The organism is Peribacillus sp. YIM B13481 (genome assembly GCF_042787985.1).
Lineage (GTDB): Bacteria > Bacillota > Bacilli > Bacillales > DSM-1321 > Peribacillus > Peribacillus simplex_A.
The window spans coordinates 72,252-88,760 of record NZ_JBHZPE010000002.1 but is presented as its reverse complement, the minus strand read 5'-3'; the positions used below and the strand labels follow the sequence as shown (position 1 = coordinate 88,760).

At 43.1% G+C, this 16,509-nt stretch carries 13 protein-coding genes and 1 other annotated feature; of the genes, 11 read left to right on the top strand and 2 right to left on the bottom strand.

The genetic code is table 11. From position 1 onward, the window contains the following. Window positions 1–81 precede the first annotated feature (81 nt). Together lon and yihA are read left to right on the top strand one after the other, a co-directional pair. Window positions 82–2,403, top strand: a complete 2,322-nt coding sequence (gene lon / locus ACFX4X_RS01910; RefSeq protein ID WP_061464274.1) for an endopeptidase La — start codon at window positions 82–84, stop codon at window positions 2,401–2,403. Beyond that, entirely contained in the window at window positions 2,400–2,981 is a 582-nt protein-coding gene (yihA, locus tag ACFX4X_RS01905; protein ID WP_061464273.1) for a ribosome biogenesis GTP-binding protein YihA/YsxC, read from the top strand. The genes lon and yihA overlap by 4 nt, the downstream gene beginning before the upstream one ends. A gap of 75 nt (window positions 2,982–3,056) precedes the next feature. Here yihA and ACFX4X_RS01900 read toward each other — a convergent pair whose 3' ends face one another. After that, a complete protein-coding gene (locus tag ACFX4X_RS01900) occupies window positions 3,057–3,539 on the bottom strand; it encodes a LiaI-LiaF-like domain-containing protein (RefSeq protein WP_284470088.1) in 483 nt (160 codons plus the stop codon). Between the two features lie 252 nt (window positions 3,540–3,791). On the opposite strand from ACFX4X_RS01900, the gene hemA reads away from it, so the two are divergent. The 8 genes from hemA (at window position 3,792) to ysxE (ending at window position 13,073) form a co-directional block, all read left to right on the top strand. After that, on the top strand, window positions 3,792–5,141 hold the full coding sequence (gene hemA / locus ACFX4X_RS01895; protein WP_061464271.1) for a glutamyl-tRNA reductase: 1,350 nt from the start codon (window positions 3,792–3,794) through the stop codon (window positions 5,139–5,141). Window positions 5,142–5,151: 10 nt separating this feature from the next. Next, entirely contained in the window at window positions 5,152–5,982 is an 831-nt protein-coding gene (locus tag ACFX4X_RS01890; protein ID WP_284470090.1) for a cytochrome C assembly family protein, read from the top strand. Between the two features lie 9 nt (window positions 5,983–5,991). Next, window positions 5,992–6,924 (top strand): hydroxymethylbilane synthase, encoded by a 933-nt coding sequence (gene hemC / locus ACFX4X_RS01885; RefSeq protein WP_125160074.1) that lies wholly within the window; start codon window positions 5,992–5,994, stop codon window positions 6,922–6,924. Next, window positions 6,924–7,700, top strand: a complete 777-nt coding sequence (locus ACFX4X_RS01880; RefSeq protein WP_377381170.1) for a uroporphyrinogen-III synthase — start codon at window positions 6,924–6,926, stop codon at window positions 7,698–7,700. Before hemC ends, ACFX4X_RS01880 begins: the two co-directional genes overlap by 1 nt. A gap of 18 nt (window positions 7,701–7,718) precedes the next feature. Further along, window positions 7,719–8,714, top strand: coding sequence for a porphobilinogen synthase (gene hemB, locus ACFX4X_RS01875; RefSeq protein ID WP_089361674.1), 996 nt, complete (start codon window positions 7,719–7,721; stop codon window positions 8,712–8,714). A 39-nt stretch (window positions 8,715–8,753) separates the two neighbouring features. Continuing rightward, window positions 8,754–10,043 (top strand): glutamate-1-semialdehyde 2,1-aminomutase, encoded by a 1,290-nt coding sequence (gene hemL, locus ACFX4X_RS01870; protein ID WP_089361673.1) that lies wholly within the window; start codon window positions 8,754–8,756, stop codon window positions 10,041–10,043. Between the two features lie 405 nt (window positions 10,044–10,448). Next, window positions 10,449–11,870, top strand: coding sequence for a LysM peptidoglycan-binding domain-containing protein (locus ACFX4X_RS01865; RefSeq protein ID WP_377381166.1), 1,422 nt, complete (start codon window positions 10,449–10,451; stop codon window positions 11,868–11,870). Window positions 11,871–12,002: 132 nt separating this feature from the next. Beyond that, window positions 12,003–13,073: a spore coat protein YsxE gene (gene ysxE / locus ACFX4X_RS01860; RefSeq protein WP_284470094.1), complete on the top strand. Its 1,071-nt coding sequence runs from the start codon at window positions 12,003–12,005 to the stop codon at window positions 13,071–13,073. Window positions 13,074–13,129: 56 nt separating this feature from the next. Here the strand turns inward: ysxE and ACFX4X_RS01855 are convergent, their stop codons facing one another. Further along, on the bottom strand, window positions 13,130–13,321 hold the full coding sequence (locus ACFX4X_RS01855) for a hypothetical protein (protein ID WP_061464264.1): 192 nt from the start codon (window positions 13,319–13,321) through the stop codon (window positions 13,130–13,132). Window positions 13,322–13,558: 237 nt separating this feature from the next. Further along, window positions 13,559–13,787 (top strand) — a binding site (T-box leader). 43 nt (window positions 13,788–13,830) lie between these two features. On the opposite strand from ACFX4X_RS01855, the gene ACFX4X_RS01850 reads away from it, so the two are divergent. Then, window positions 13,831–16,482 (top strand): valine--tRNA ligase, encoded by a 2,652-nt coding sequence (locus ACFX4X_RS01850; RefSeq protein ID WP_377381161.1) that lies wholly within the window; start codon window positions 13,831–13,833, stop codon window positions 16,480–16,482. Window positions 16,483–16,509 lie beyond the last annotated feature (27 nt).

Sequence of the window (16,509 nt, the reverse complement as noted above, 5' to 3'; positions counted from 1 at the left end):
ATAGGATAGAATTGTTAAAAGGTTGAGAACATGGGTAAATAGTTTACAACGACGATACTAATTAGATGGAGGTGTCAGGAAATGACTGATCAAGAAATCATCGTCCCCCTCCTGCCGCTTAGAGGACTGCTTGTATATCCAACAATGGTACTTCATTTAGATGTAGGCCGAGATAAATCGGTACAAGCCCTTGAGAAAGCAATGGTGGAAGACCATCTTATATTTTTGACGACACAACAAGATGTTTCGTTGGACGAACCAGGTGAAGAAGATTTATTTACTATGGGAACTTTAACAAAGGTAAAACAGATGCTGAAGCTTCCGAATGGTACAATCCGGGTGTTAGTGGAAGGATTGAACCGGGCAGAGGTCATTGAATTTTACGATTATGAGACACATTATGGTGCCAAGATTAAAATATATGAAGACAGTGATGAAAAGGATGCTGAACATCAAGCATTAATGCGCACCCTACTGGATTATTTTGAACAATACATAAAAATGTCCAAGAAAATAACCGGTGAAACGTTTTCGTCCACTTCCGATATTGAAGAGCCGGGGAGATTAGCGGATATAATCGCTTCCCATTTGCCTTTGAAATTGAAGGAGAAGCAAGAAGTGCTTGAGACCATTGATATGAAAAAGCGTTTAAGCCGGGTGATCGAAATCATCAATAACGAGAAAGAAGTTCTTTTTCTCGAGAAAAAAATTGGCCAGCGTGTTAAGCGTTCGATGGAACGGACCCAAAAGGAATATTACCTACGTGAACAAATGAAAGCGATCCAAAAGGAATTGGGCGATAAAGAAGGAAAAACAGGGGAAATTGAGGTCCTCAACGAAAAGATAGAAGAAGCGGATATGCCTGAGCATATTAAAGAAACGGCATTAAAGGAATTGGACCGTTATGAAAAGGTTCCGTCAAGCTCTGCCGAGAGTTCTGTCATCCGTAATTATATCGAATGGTTGATCTCGCTTCCTTGGTCCAAAGCGACTAAAGATGACTTGAATATTCACAAAGCTGAAAAGATCCTGAACAGGGACCACCATGGATTGGAAAAGGTGAAAGAACGGGTGCTTGAGTATTTAGCCGTCCAGCAATTGACCAATTCATTGAAGGGACCGATCCTTTGCTTAGTGGGACCACCCGGCGTCGGGAAAACAAGTCTGGCTAAATCGATTGCCTCATCCCTGAATAGGAATTTCGTCCGTATATCTTTAGGCGGGGTGCGTGATGAATCAGAAATCCGCGGACATCGCCGCACATATGTAGGGGCGATGCCGGGAAGGATCATCCAAGGCATGAAAAAAGCTGGAACGATCAATCCTGTCTTTTTACTGGACGAAGTTGATAAGATGTCCAATGACTTTAGGGGAGATCCATCTGCAGCGATGCTGGAGGTGCTCGATCCGGAGCAAAATCATAATTTCAGTGATCATTATATTGAAGAAACGTATAATCTTTCCAAAGTCATGTTCATAGCGACTGCGAATAATTTGGGATCTATTCCAGGCCCGCTTCGTGATCGTATGGAAATCATTTCGATTGCAGGTTATACTGAGATAGAGAAACTTCATATAGCCAAGGATCACTTACTGCCAAGACAGTTGGAAAACCATGGTTTAATGAAGACACAATTGCAAATCCGTGAGGAAGCACTTACCAAAATCATCCGTTATTATACCCGGGAAGCCGGTGTTCGGAGTCTGGAGCGACAGCTTGCAAGCATCTGTCGTAAGACTGCAAAAATCATCGTGTCCGGAGATAAAAAGCGGGTCGTCATTTCTGAAAAGAATGTCGAGGAGTTTTTAGGGAAAACCATGTTCCATTATGGACAGGCGGAAGTCGAAAACCAAGTAGGAGTAGCTAATGGTTTAGCTTACACATCGGTTGGTGGCGATACGCTGCAAATCGAGGTTTCCTTGTCACCGGGTAAAGGCAAGCTTATCCTGACAGGAAAGCTTGGCGATGTAATGAAAGAGTCAGCCCAGGCTGCTTTCAGTTATGTCCGTTCGAAAACCGAAAAACTTCATATTGATACGAACTTCCATGAAAAATATGATATTCATATTCATGTCCCCGAAGGTGCCGTCCCTAAAGATGGTCCTTCTGCAGGCATCACGATTGCAACAGCGTTAATATCGGCCCTTACTAATAGGCCGATCAGAAAAGAGGTAGGCATGACAGGCGAAATTACATTACGCGGACGGGTTCTTCCGATCGGCGGGCTTAAAGAAAAATCTTTAGCGGCCCATCGCGCAGGACTTACGAAAATCATCATCCCGCAAAATAACGAAAAGGATATTGATGATATCCCGGAAAGTGTCCGTAAAGCATTAACATTTGTTCCAGTTTCACACGTCGATGAAGTCCTTGAGCATGCATTGGTAGGTGTGAACGAATGAAAGTGACAAGTTCAGATATTGTCATCAGCGCTGTAAAGCCTGAACAATATCCCAATACTCCAATACCGGAATTTGCCTTGGCGGGCCGTTCCAATGTTGGGAAATCCAGTTTCATCAACAAAATGATCAATCGAAAAAACTTGGCGCGCACATCCTCTAAACCGGGTAAAACGCAGACCTTGAATTTTTACATCATAAATGAAGCAATCCATTTTGTTGATGTACCGGGTTATGGCTATGCAAAGGTTTCAAAAACGGAGCGTGATGCTTGGGGAAGGATGATCGAAACGTACTTCACTTCCCGTGATCAGCTCCGCGCTGCGCTTCTGATCGTCGATTTGCGTCATCCGCCTACAAAGGATGATATCGCAATGTATGAATTCCTGAAGCATTATGACCTGCCCAGGATCGTAATTGCAACAAAAGCGGATAAAATTCCAAAAGGCAAATGGCAGAAGCACTTGAAAATAACACGCCAAACGTTAAATATGGAAAGAGAAGATGAATTGCTTCTTTTCTCGGGTGAAACAGGCGAAGGTAAGGAACAAGCCTGGGGCGTCCTTAAGAAATATATGTAAAAGAAAAGGGTATTCCGCATTTGGAATACCCTTTTTCATTATGAAATTCGCATGAAATGCGACTCGGCTGAAGTTTTACTTTTTTCGAACCAAAAAGTAGATGCCGATTGCCATCAAGGCAAATGGCCAAAACCTTTCGATGTTAGCCGTATTTGTTTCAACAATCCCGAAAGACGTTGTGATTTTATCATAGAACAAGAAAAGGATCGAGATGATGAATAATACCATCCCGTGAAACATTCCAGAATTTGTTTTACGTGCCCGGAGAATAAATCCCAGTGAGATGATTAAAATAAAGATACCTATATTATCCGGCCAAATATCAAGGTTTGCTACGATATGGAAGTGAGCCCCGAACCCCAGTAGGATGACGCCTGGCAGGATGGATTCATATTCATTACCGCTATAGGCCTGAACCAAGAAGGCGGCACCGACTATGCATAATAAAGTGGGCCAGCTATAAAAGCCTGGAAAGATTTCCATTTGGGAATGTTCAAGAAAAAAATAGAGTCCGAAACCGATTAAAACGGTTCCGGGGAAAATACGTTGCGTTTTCATTTTATCCTCCTATTCAATTCGATTACTTGAAGTTCTTTGCCATTTTTGATATGGTACTTTTGTACACAATGTCGAAATATGTATGTAACTTACAAATCCCGCTTAGACACCTTTTGGAGCAATTCAGGCGTTTTGGCGTCTTTTCATGGTAGCATACGTTTTCATAAACTGTTCATATTATTTACGTGTATCCATTTTAGTACATGGTATAATAAATTTACATGAAAAATTTTGGGGGTGCAAAACAAAAGGATGCATATTCTAGCGGTTGGTATTAATTACAAAACTGCCCCTGTTGAAATTCGGGAAAAACTATCGTTTAACGAAGCCGAACTTGCCGAGGCAATGAAAGCTCTTAAAAATAAAAAAAGCATCTTGGAAAACATTATTATTTCAACATGCAACAGAACAGAAATATATGCGGTCGGTGACCAGCTTCATACGAGCCGGTATTATATAAAGGAATTTCTTTCGGAATGGTTTAACATCGATAAAGAAGAATTTTCTAAATACCTGTTCATCTATGAAGGCGATGGGGCAGTCGAGCATTTATTTTCAGTTATCTGCGGCTTGAATTCCATGATACTGGGGGAAACCCAGATTTTGGGACAAGTGCGTACAAGCTATATGTTAGGACAGAAGGATGATACGATCGGCACCGTTTTTAACCATCTCTTCAAGCAAGCCATTACATTAGCTAAAAAGGCTCATTCAGAAACGGATATCAATACGAATGCCGTTTCTGTCAGCTATGCGGCAGTCGAGCTTGCAAAAAAAATCTTTGGAGGCCTGAACGGCAAGAACGTCTTGATTCTTGGGGCCGGTAAGATGGGTGAGTTAGCCATTCAGAATCTGCATAGTAATGGCGCTGACAGCATCACAGTCATTAACCGCACCTTTCAGAAAGCGGTCGACTTGGCGGAGAGATTCAATGGTACAGCGAAACAGCTTCAAGAGCTGCAATGCGCTTTAGTGGAAGCGGATATCCTGATTACCTCCACTGGTTCAAAGGATCTTCTAGTAACAAAAGAAATGATGACATACGTGAATAAGCTTCGTAAAGGCCGTCCTATTTTCATGGTGGATATCGCAGTGCCTCGTGACCTTGATCCAACATTGGCGGAGCTTGAAAATATCTTCTTGTATGACATTGACGATCTTGAAGGGATCGTGCAAGCGAATATCGAAGAGCGCAAAAAAGCTGCCGAGAAAATAGAATTGATGATCGAATCTGAAATTGTGGACTTCAATCAATGGATTAATTTGCTTGGTGTGGTTCCTGTCATTTCTTCTTTACGGGAAAAATCCCTATCAATACAACAGGAAACGATGGAAAGCATCGAAAGAAAGCTTCCTCATTTAAGCGAACGGGACAAAAAGGTTCTGAACAAGCATACGAAGAGCATCATCAACCAAATGCTAAAAGATCCGATTCTTTATGCAAAAGAGCTTGCGGATGAGCCGAATGCAAAAGAGCAATTAAATAATTTCGTGAAAATCTTTCATTTAGAGGACTTGATTGAAGACCAGCTGGTAGCGGATGATGAAAAAGAAATGAACAGCTCCAAGGCATCCCTATTGAATCCAGTTCCTGTCCAGTAATGAGGTAAATATGGAATTACTAATGACAAGATTGCATGAAGCCACTGTATTGTTGTATGCCATCAGTATGCTTTTATACTTTATTGACTTCCTTAATAATAACCAGAAGGCGAATAAGGTCGCCTTCTGGTTGCTTTCTATTGTTTGGGTACTGCAAACAATTTTTTTATTTCTGTATGTATTGAAAACGGGAAGGTTCCCGGTATTGACGATTTTTGAAGGCTTATATTTTTATGCATGGGTCCTCATATCGTTATCTTTAATCATTAACCGATTGCTAAGAGTCGATTTTACGGTCTTTTTTACGAACGTATTAGGTTTTATGGTTATGGCCATCCATACCTTTGCACCTGTTCAGATAGAATCTCAAGTGCTTGCACAGCGTCTGGTTTCAGAGCTATTGCTCATACATATCACTTTTGCCATCCTATCTTATGGGGCATTCACGCTTTCTTTCGTTTTTTCCCTTCTCTACTTAATTCAATATGATTTACTTAAACGGAAGAAGTGGGGGAAACGGCTGCTTCGACTCGGCGATTTAACGAAGCTCGAGCAAATGTCTTATGTCCTCGCAGTAATAGGTGTTCCATTATTAGTGGTCTCCCTTATCTTGGGGATTCAATGGGCTTATATAAAAGTGCCTGGGGTATCCTGGCTGGATATGAAGATCATCGGTTCATTCATTTTGCTCATCGCTTACAGTATGTTTTTATACTTGAAAATTCGGAAACAAATGTATGGAAGGACCCTAGCCTTTCTGAATATTGGATCTTTCATGATTGTGTTAATTAACTTTTTCCTTTTCGGAAGCCTTTCAACATTCCACTTTTGGAATACATAGGAGGAAACTATGAGAAAAATAATTGTTGGTTCTAGACGTAGTAAATTAGCGATCACCCAAACGAACTGGGTAATCGATCAACTTAAAGAGCTTGGGGTTCCATACGAGTTCGAGGTGAAGGAAATTGTCACAAAGGGTGACCAAATCCTTGATGTAACGCTTTCCAAGGTAGGCGGAAAAGGCTTATTCGTTAAAGAAATCGAACAAGCGATGCTGGATAAAGAAATAGATATGGCTGTACATAGTATGAAAGATATGCCGGCGGTGCTGCCTCCAGGCTTGACGATCGGCTGCATACCACCGAGGGAGGACCATCGGGATGCCTTGATTTCAAAGAACCATGAAACCCTTTCTGAACTGAAGCCCGGTTCCATTATAGGTACAAGCAGCTTGCGCCGCGGCGCTCAAATTTTGGCTAGAAGGCCGGATCTTGAAATTAAATGGATTCGCGGGAATATCGATACCCGTCTCAATAAGCTGAACACGGAAGATTATGATGCCATCATTTTAGCAGCAGCCGGACTATCAAGAATGGGATGGGAGCAGGACATCGTATCGGAATTTTTAGATGAAGATATTTGCATTCCTGCAGTTGGACAAGGGGCACTTTCCATTGAATGCCGCGAAGACGACAAAGAACTGCTGGCTGAACTTGAGAAATTAACCTGTGAAAAAACGAAAAGAACGGTTGAAGCGGAACGTGCCTTTTTGGATAAAATGGAAGGCGGATGCCAGGTGCCGATTGCCGGATTTGCGGTAGCGAAAGATAATGGATTCGTTTCCTTGACGGCTTTGGTCGCTTCTCCGGATGGAAAAGTGATTTATAAAGAAATGGTTGAGGGGGCTGATCCCGAGACGGTTGGGCATGATGCTGCCAAACAGATAAGTGAAATGGGCGGTAAAGAATTGATTGATCGCGTAAAAGAGGAGCTTGATCAGTAATGAATCCCTTTCAACCTCTTAAGGATTATCGGGTATTAATCACCAGAGGGAAAGGGCAGGCAGATGGTTTAAAAGATTCGATCGATAAAAATGGCGGAACGCCGCTTCTTGTGCCATTGCTTGAGTTCACTCTTCCTGATCATATGGAAGTTGTTCAAGAGCGGTTAGATGAGCTGCATACCTATGACTGGATAATTCTCACCAGTCAAAATGGAGTGGATTTCTTCTTTAAACTTATTGGTGAACAGCCTTTAATGCTTCCGAAAATAGCCGTTATCGGCTCTAAAACAGAAGCGGCCCTGAAACGACATGGATATAGGGCGGATTTCGTTCCAGCTCAGTTTGTTGCCGAAGGGTTTGTTTCGGAGTTCATTACCCTGCTTGATTCCGGTTCGCGTGTATTGCTGGCAAAAGGGAATCTCGCGAGGGCGGTTATTGCGGAGGCAATCAATGAAACTGGTGCATCCTGTGATGAAGTGATAATTTATCATACCGTGCTTCCCGGAAGCAGTGAAGAAAGACTCGTGAAACTTATAACGAATCATGAAATTGACATCATAACCTTTACGAGCTCTTCGACGGTCAATCATTTTTTACGTATCATGGAACGCCATGATTTGGATACATACATAGACCGGATCATCATCGCATGCATCGGGCCGATTGCCGCTAGAACGGCTGAAAAAAATGCGCTACACGTTGATGTTTGTCCAGATGTTTATACGACGGATGCCATGGTTGCGGATTTAATACGCTTCATAAGTAAAAAGAAATAATAAGGGAGGAACTTCAAAATGAAAAACATTCCATTCAATCGCCACCGTCGCTTGCGTGCAAGTGCTGGTATGAGGGCTTTAGTCCGTGAAACACAATTGCATAAAGAGGATTTGATCTATCCGATCTTCGTCATTGACGGTGAAAATGTAAAAAATGAAATCAACTCGATGCCGGGTATATATCAGTTATCCATGGATAACCTTGGGGCTGAAATGGATGAAGTCGTAAGTCTGGGCATTAAGTCAGTCATTTTATTCGGTGTCCCTTTTGCTCATGATAAAGACGAACAAGGCACAGGAGCATTTCACCATAACGGACTTGTGCAAGAGGCAACCCGCTATATCAAAAAACAATATCCTGAAGTCATTGTCATTGCTGATACATGTCTTTGTGAGTATACAAGCCATGGCCATTGCGGGGTCGTTGAAGGGGAAAAGATCCTGAATGACGCTTCCCTTGACCTTCTTGCCAAAACGGCGATCAGCCAGGCTGAGGCCGGTGCCGATATCATTGCCCCTTCCAATATGATGGACGGTTTCGTTGCGGCCATCCGTGCAGGCTTGGATGAAGCTGGCTATGAAGATATTCCGATCATGTCCTATGCAGTGAAATATGCTTCGGCTTTTTACGGCCCATTCCGTGATGCAGCGAATGGCGCGCCGCAATTTGGCGACAGGAAAACTTACCAAATGGATCCTGCCAATCGCCTTGAAGCATTCCGTGAAGCTGAATCCGATGTTGCTGAAGGTGCGGATTTCTTAATCGTGAAACCAGCCCTTTCCTACATGGACATTATCAGGGACGTTAAGAATAACTTTAATCTTCCCGTTGTTTCCTACAATGTGAGCGGTGAATATTCAATGGTCAAAGCTGCTGCCCAAAATGGCTGGATTGATGAAAAAGCGATAGTGATGGAAATGCTGACAGGATTGAAACGCGCAGGTTCCGACTTGATCATTACGTATTTCTCAAAAGAAGTAGCACGCTGGATAAACGAAGATAATCAAAGATGATTAACAAATAAAACCTGTAATGGAAAAGGGGATTGAATCATGCGGTCATATGAAAAATCGAAACAAGCGTTTGCCGAAGCAAAAAAATTGATGCCAGGCGGCGTGAACAGCCCTGTACGTGCCTTCAAATCCGTGGACATGGATCCCATTTTCATGGAGCGTGGAAAAGGCTCAAAAATGTATGATATCGATGGCAATGAATATATAGACTATGTTCTTTCATGGGGACCGCTTATCCTGGGTCACACGAATGACCATGTCGTTGAAGCATTGAAAAAGGTAGCGGAATCAGGTACAAGCTTCGGAACCTCTACGCTGATTGAGAATGAACTGGCTAAGTTGGTCATTGACCGGGTGCCTTCGATTGAGATGATCCGGATGGTGTCTTCAGGAACCGAAGCGACGATGAGTGCGCTAAGGTTGGCGAGAGGCTTTACAGGTCGGGATAAAATCCTTAAATTCGAAGGTTCATATCATGGACATGGCGATTCATTGCTAATCAAAGCAGGTTCCGGCGTTGCCACATTAGGTTTGCCGGATAGTCCGGGAGTACCGGAAGGCATTGCGAAAAATACGATTACCGTACCATATAATGATCTTGCAGCAACCAAATATGCGTTTGAACAATTTGGCGAAGACATCGCGTGTATCATCGTAGAACCTGTTGCAGGGAACATGGGCGTAGTTCCGCCGCAACCAGGTTTCCTCGAAGGCTTACGTGAAGTGACGACCCAATACGGGGCTCTATTGATCTTTGACGAAGTTATGACAGGTTTCCGTGTCGGTTATAACTGTGCACAAGGCTATTTTGGCATCGTACCGGACCTGACTTGCCTTGGGAAAGTAATTGGCGGCGGCTTACCGGTCGGAGCTTTCGGAGGCAAGCGCGAATTCATGGAACGAATTGCCCCGAGCGGGACAATCTATCAAGCAGGAACATTGTCAGGTAACCCTCTGGCCATGACGGCTGGTCTTGAAACGCTGAGCCAATTGACTCCAGAATCTTATGAAGAGTTCACCCGAAAAGGTGATATGCTTGAAAAAGGCATCGGAGAAGCAGCGAAAAAGTACGGAGTTCCCCATACATTCAACCGTGCCGGTTCCATGATTGGACTATTCTTTACGGATGAAGAAGTAATCAATTATGATACAGCAAAAACATCAGATTTAGAGTTCTTTGCTTCTTACTATAGGGAAATGGCGAATCAAGGCATCTACTTGCCGCCGTCCCAGTTTGAAGGTTTATTCCTTTCCACTGCACATAGTGATGAAGATATCGAAAAGACCATCACAGCGGCAGAACAGGCCTTTGCAAAATTAAAAAAATGAGGCTTCATGACACTATTAAAATTATTAACAGGCTACCATTTTTCCAAAAACCTTTGGAGAATGGTAGCCTGTTTTTTTTTGATTCAATCAGTAAGTGGAAGAAGGCCGAAAAAATGGTTGAAGGAGGAATTAAATGGTTGAAGGAGAAATTAAATGGTTGAAGGCCGAATTAAAGGGTTGAAGGACAAATTAATTGGCAGTAGGCCGAATTAAAATGGTTTAAGTCTGATTGATCCAATCGACATGGATTTTAGCCTGAAAAAGTAAAGTTCTACTCCTTATCATGGTTCAGTAAAAATAAGGTTTGGATGGCTGCAAATGAAATGAAGGAATAATCAGCTTGCTTTCTTCATAGATTGATATTGGTATAGGTACCGTTTCCTGAAGCTGAAAGGAGGAGTTGTCTTGTCGCAAGAAAATGAATCGTATTTACGATTTTCTTTAGAGGAATCCGTTTGGTTCCAGAAGGGACAGGAAGTGGCTGAGTTATTTTCCATTTCTCTGGATCCAAATGTGACGATTCAAGAAAGTGATCAATATGTTTTTATACGAGGCTCGTTAGATTTATGCGGTGAATACAAAGACTCGCAAAATGGTGAGGAAGAGGAGTTTTCGCAGACCTTTTTGCCAAAAGCCGTTCAAAAGGTCGAGAGGCATCCTGATGGACTTACTGAGTTCACACACCGTTTTCCGGTTGATATAACAATTCCGAATAATCGAATTGCCTCATTAGAGGAGATCGATGTCTCGATTCAAAGCTTTGATTATGCCATGCCTGAACATAACTGTTTGAAGTTGCAGGCGGATTTGTTGATAACCGGAATTTATAATGATTCATATGTGGAAGAACGGTTCGATACGGATCAGGAAGTTGGGGAAACAGAGGAACAAGAAGAAACGGACGGTGAAAACGAGTCATATATTCCATATGCGGCTGCAGTGCCGCCAATCCCAGATTTTCAGCCTGTTTTCCGAGATGAGCAGGAGGAAGAGTTATACACGCCTTTTTCTGCAGAGGCAAAACGGGTATCTGAAGCAAACGAGGAAGAGGAAGAGGAACCGATCTATTTAAGCGATCAGCATGATGTCCCAGTTTTTGAGATTCCCGTTTCACCATATCCTGAAGAGGAGGAGTGGGAAACGGAAGTGCACAGACAGGAAGAAGTGAATTTTTCTATAAGTGATCAGCCTGATTCAGCAGAGGTATCTATGTCATCCAAGGAAGAGGAGAAGCAGGAGGAAAATGTAAGCAGGCAGGAAACTATGGAGAAAGTCGAGACTCCTAGAAAGACTTTGATGGAAGAGGAAGCAGTGGAAGAGCCAAATCATATAATCAATCATATAAGTGTCCCAGTTGAGAATAGCCCTGTTTCAAATCCCGAAAACGAGGATGTCATCCGGCAGGAAGAAGCTGAGGCTGCAGCGGGTCCTATCCTTAATGAACATGCGAAGATGGAACATGAAGGGGAAGCAAATTCGTCGTCCATAAGCGATCTATTCAAAAAGAAGGAAAGACCAGCGCCGCCAGCTAAGGAAGTTAAAAATTTCAAAGGCAGGAAACAAGCCGTGGAACGTGATGATAAGGAAACCGCTGAACATGATGAAAAGCAGCTTTCCATCATGGACTTATTCGGTCGGAAACAAGAAGAAGAGCTGGTAAGGATGAAGGTTTGTATTGTCCAGCAAGGGGAAACGCTTGATGACTTGGCTCAACGTTATGATGTTACGGTTCAATCCATACTTTTCAGTAATGAGTTGGAGTCGAACCAGAACGTCCATGAAGGGCAAGTCATCTATATACCGAAGGCGGTTGCGTATAAGAATTGACCAGGACAGAGAGCAGAGCATATGGTCTGCTCCTGTTTTTTAGAGCAGCCCGGATTTAATTACACCTTTTGGTGGCTAGAGGAATCGAATAATCGGATTGTTGAGTGTTTATAGAGAAAGTGAGTGAGTCTCGTGAGGGAAAACGAGAATCAGCAGCCTATTAATCGGGATCGTGACACGGAGACCGTCTTGAAGGAATACGCCATGTATGTACAATATATTGAGGACTTCGGGCGGGTGAAAAAAGTATACAGTGATCGAGGTACATTTGCCTTGAAATCCATTGTACCGCATAAAGGCATTGATTTTATCAGGAATGTTCAAAAACTGTACCATCGAGGCTATAACCGGATCGTTCCCATTTATCAAACGATGGATCAGCGTTACGCCGTTCTTCATAATGGACGTTTGTATTACCTGATGCCCTGGCTTAATAATGAAGGGGACGGGGAGCGTGATGAAAAGCATAAGCAAATGTTCAGGGAGCTTGCTCGGATGCATACGCTGTCCGTAAAGGAAATCCAGGTGGATATAGAAGAACGGGAAGCTCATTATGAGCGGACGCTTGATGCCTGGAATAACGAGAAGGACTTTATGGATGAGTATATTGTCAGCTGCGAAAAGAAGTGGTATATGTCTCCATTTGAAATGACGGTTTGTTCATTCTTCACTGATATTTCACAGGCACTGAAGTACTCGATCAAGAAATTTGAAACTTGGTATGAAAAAACGAAGGAAAGTGAAAAGGTTCGAACCGTGATCACGCACGGAAAGGTCTCTTTGAAGCATTTCGTTAGTGATGAACGGGGGTATGGCTACTTCATCAATTTTGAGAATTCGAATACGGCACCGCCTCATTTCGATTTACTGCCATTTCTCGTTAAATCGGCCAGGACCTATCCTGTCCAATGCGATGACTGCGTCGACTGGCTATATAACTATTTTCGTTATTTTCCTTTGAAAGAAGAAGAATTGCTGCTCATGCAAAGTTATATGGCTTTCCCTGGATCAGCTTTGGAATTAGTGAAGGGTTATTCCGATGGCAGGAGCCATCGTTCAGAGCTTGATAATGTTACTCAACTGCAGAGGCAATTTTGGCTCCTGAAGAATGTAGAATATATGGTGATGAAAATCGAAGAAATCGAACAGAAGAAAAAGGCGGCCGCAGAGGCTGCCAAAGAAGAGCAATCACCCTCAAGCTAAATATACATGATTGGATCATCTCCAGTCATGTATATTTTTTTGCTGTGAGGGAATAATTAAATCCATTCGAAATATAAAGACAAGGCCAAGAAAATAAAGGCGACTAACAGGAGCATATCGAAGAAAGTAGGGAAAATCAGCGTACGTAATCCTTGGAATACGATAAAGGGAATGATGAACTGCTGGCAAACACCGCGGAATTTTTTCATCCAAGGCGGTAAAGTATAGGGAGTATATCTTCGCTTCATATTATTACCTTCCTTTTTAGGACTTCTTTTATTATATGGGTGGGTAGTGGGAAAGGTGAAAAAGCCGTCACATTAACTGTTCCTGGAGTATAAAATAAAGAAAATGGCCGGACAGCGGGAGTGAATGCGTGAAATGAGACGCTTCCTGGGAAAGTAAGCGAAAAGATGATTGACTGGAGCCCCATATTTTTTGTACTATATACTATATGCATTCAATGATTTTACATATGAATATAATTCAATGCAAAGACCGGAAATAGTAAGATGAAATGCACTTTTCAGAGAGGAAACCAATTGGTGGGAGGTTTCCAGGCAGCAGCATCCGAAGTCGTCCGCGAGCAGTTTTCGTGAAAGATCTTAGTAGCGAAGGCCGGTGAAGAGCCGTTATCCGATTTGAGAGCCGAAAGAGATTTTTTTATTTTTCGGAAAAAAGGTGGCACCGCGAACAACTTCCTTCGTCCTTTTGTGATGATGGAAGTTTTTTTTATGCCCAAAAAGGAGGAAATGATATGGAAGAGAACCAAATTTCGATGCCAACTAAATATGATCCGCAGACGATAGAGAAAGGCCGCTATAAATGGTGGCTTAATGGGAAGTTTTTCGAAGCGACGGGTGACGATAAAAAGGAACCATATACGATTGTCATCCCGCCCCCTAATGTAACAGGTAAGCTGCATCTTGGTCATGCTTGGGATACGACACTTCAAGATATATTGACACGCATGAAAAGGATGCAAGGCTATGATGTATTATGGTTGCCTGGCATGGACCATGCCGGTATCGCCACTCAAGCAAAGGTTGAACAAAAGCTTCGCTCGGAAGGCGTAAGCCGTTATGACCTTGGACGTGAAAAGTTCGTTGAAGAGACATGGAAATGGAAAGAGGAATATGCGAGCCATATCCGTGAACAATGGTCAAAGTTGGGTCTTGGGCTTGATTATACCCGTGAACGCTTCACTCTTGATGAGGGGCTTTCAAAAGCAGTACGCGAAGTTTTCGTCTCTCTTTATAAAAAGGACTTGATTTACCGAGGCGAATACATCATCAACTGGGATCCATCAACGAAAACGGCGTTATCAGATATCGAGGTTATTTATAAAGATGTGCAGGGTGCATTTTACCATATGAAATATCCGTTGGTTGACGGGTCAGGTGAAATTGAAATAGCCACAACACGTCCAGAAACGATGCTAGGCGATACTGCGGTTGCTGTACACCCTGAAGATGATCGTTATAAACACCTGATCGGCAAGATGGTTCGTTTGCCAATTACAGGCCGGGAAATCCCAATTGTCGGTGATGATTATGTCGATATGGAATTCGGTTCAGGCGCGGTTAAAATTACTCCGGCCCATGACCCGAATGACTTCGAAATTGGGAACCGTCACAATTTGGAGCGCATCCTTGTCATGCATGAAGACGGTTCGATGAATGAAAAGGCTGGTAAGTACGAAGGTATGGATCGCTTCGAATGCCGTAAGCAAATCGTCAAAGACCTTCAGGAAGAAGGAGTGCTCTTCAAAATCGAAGATCACCTTCACTCAGTCGGCCATTCAGAGAGAAGCGGTGCTGTTGTTGAACCATATCTTTCGACTCAATGGTTCGTAAAAATGCAGCCACTGGCTGATGCATCCGTTGAACTTCAAAAAGGGTCCGATGAGGAAAAGGTTCATTTCGTACCAGATCGTTTTGAAAAAACGTACCTCCACTGGATGGAAAATATCCGAGACTGGTGCATTTCCCGTCAGCTTTGGTGGGGTCACCGCATTCCAGCGTGGTACCATAAAGAAACAGGTGAAGTGTATGTTGGCCACGAAGAACCTGCGGATGCTGAAAACTGGGAACAGGATACAGATGTTCTGGATACATGGTTCAGCTCGGCATTATGGCCATTCTCGACTATGGGCTGGCCTGATAAGGACAGTATCGATTTCAAACGATACTATCCAAACGGAGCACTTGTAACAGGCTATGATATCATTTTCTTCTGGGTATCGCGGATGATTTTCCAAGCACTTGAGTTCACAGGTGAGCGTCCATTTGAAAATGTACTGATCCACGGTCTGGTTCGTGACGAACAGGGTCGCAAGATGAGTAAATCGCTTGGCAATGGTGTGGATCCGATGGATGTCATCGATCAATACGGTGCCGATTCCCTGCGTTACTTCTTATCTACAGGCAGCTCACCAGGGCAGGACCTTCGTTATAGTACGGAAAAAGTGGAAGCGGTTTGGAACTTCTCGAATAAGATTTGGAACGCATCCCGTTTTGCTTTGATGAACATGAATGGCATGACTTATGACGAAATCGATTTAAGCGGTGAGAAGTCTGTAGCCGATAAATGGATTTTGACGCGCTTGAATGAAACGATTTCAAACGTGACGAGACTTGCGGACCGTTATGAGTTCGGTGAAGTGGGCCGTGTGCTTTATAACTTTATTTGGGATGACTTCTGTGACTGGTATATTGAAATGGCGAAGCTTCCGTTATATGGCGAAAATGAAGCAGCGAAGATAACGACCCGCTCGATCTTGGCTTATGTACTGGATAACACGATGAGATTATTACACCCGTTCATGCCATTCATTACCGAAGAAATCTGGCAGAACCTTCCTCACCAAGGTGAGTCGATCACTGTTGCCGCTTGGCCGGAAGTGAATGAAGGATTGACAGATACAGCTGCAGCCGAGGAAATGAAGCTGCTTGTTGAAATCATCCGCTCCGTCCGTAACATCCGTGCTGAGGTGAATACACCATTAAGCAAAAAAATCAATTTGATTTTAAAAGCTAAAGATGAGTCCATCTTAGAAACGTTACAGAAAAACAGCAGCTATATCGAGCGTTTCTGTAATCCTGAACAATTGACGATCGGAATCGAGGTCGAAGAACCTGCTCAAGCCATGACAGCTGTCGTAACTGGTGTAGAACTGATCCTTCCGCTTACAGGACTGATCAATATCGACGAAGAAGTGAAACGTCTTGAAAAAGAACTCGACAAACTTAATAAAGAAGTTGAACGCGTACAGAAAAAATTAGGCAACGAGGGCTTCGTTAAAAAGGCGCCGGCAAGCGTCATTGAAGAAGAACGTGCCAAAGAAAAAGACTATAGCGAAAAACGCGACTCTGTGATCCACAGGATCAGCGAACTGCAACAACTGTAAAACAAAAGGATGAACCAGCTATATGCC

Excerpts from the sequence above, each read along its gene's own strand:
- lon (WP_061464274.1), top strand. The coding sequence starts at position 82 with ATGACTGATCAAGAAATCATCGTCCCCCTCCTGCCGCTTAGAGGACTG.
- yihA (WP_061464273.1), top strand. The coding sequence starts at position 2,400 with ATGAAAGTGACAAGTTCAGATATTGTCATCAGCGCTGTAAAGCCTGAA.
- ACFX4X_RS01900 (WP_284470088.1), bottom strand. The coding sequence starts at position 3,539 with ATGAAAACGCAACGTATTTTCCCCGGAACCGTTTTAATCGGTTTCGGA.
- hemA (WP_061464271.1), top strand. The coding sequence starts at position 3,792 with ATGCATATTCTAGCGGTTGGTATTAATTACAAAACTGCCCCTGTTGAA.
- ACFX4X_RS01890 (WP_284470090.1), top strand. The coding sequence starts at position 5,152 with ATGGAATTACTAATGACAAGATTGCATGAAGCCACTGTATTGTTGTAT.
- hemC (WP_125160074.1), top strand. The coding sequence starts at position 5,992 with ATGAGAAAAATAATTGTTGGTTCTAGACGTAGTAAATTAGCGATCACC.
- ACFX4X_RS01880 (WP_377381170.1), top strand. The coding sequence starts at position 6,924 with ATGAATCCCTTTCAACCTCTTAAGGATTATCGGGTATTAATCACCAGA.
- hemB (WP_089361674.1), top strand. The coding sequence starts at position 7,719 with ATGAAAAACATTCCATTCAATCGCCACCGTCGCTTGCGTGCAAGTGCT.
- hemL (WP_089361673.1), top strand. The coding sequence starts at position 8,754 with ATGCGGTCATATGAAAAATCGAAACAAGCGTTTGCCGAAGCAAAAAAA.
- ACFX4X_RS01855 (WP_061464264.1), bottom strand. The coding sequence starts at position 13,321 with ATGAAGCGAAGATATACTCCCTATACTTTACCGCCTTGGATGAAAAAA.
- ACFX4X_RS01850 (WP_377381161.1), top strand. The coding sequence starts at position 13,831 with ATGGAAGAGAACCAAATTTCGATGCCAACTAAATATGATCCGCAGACG.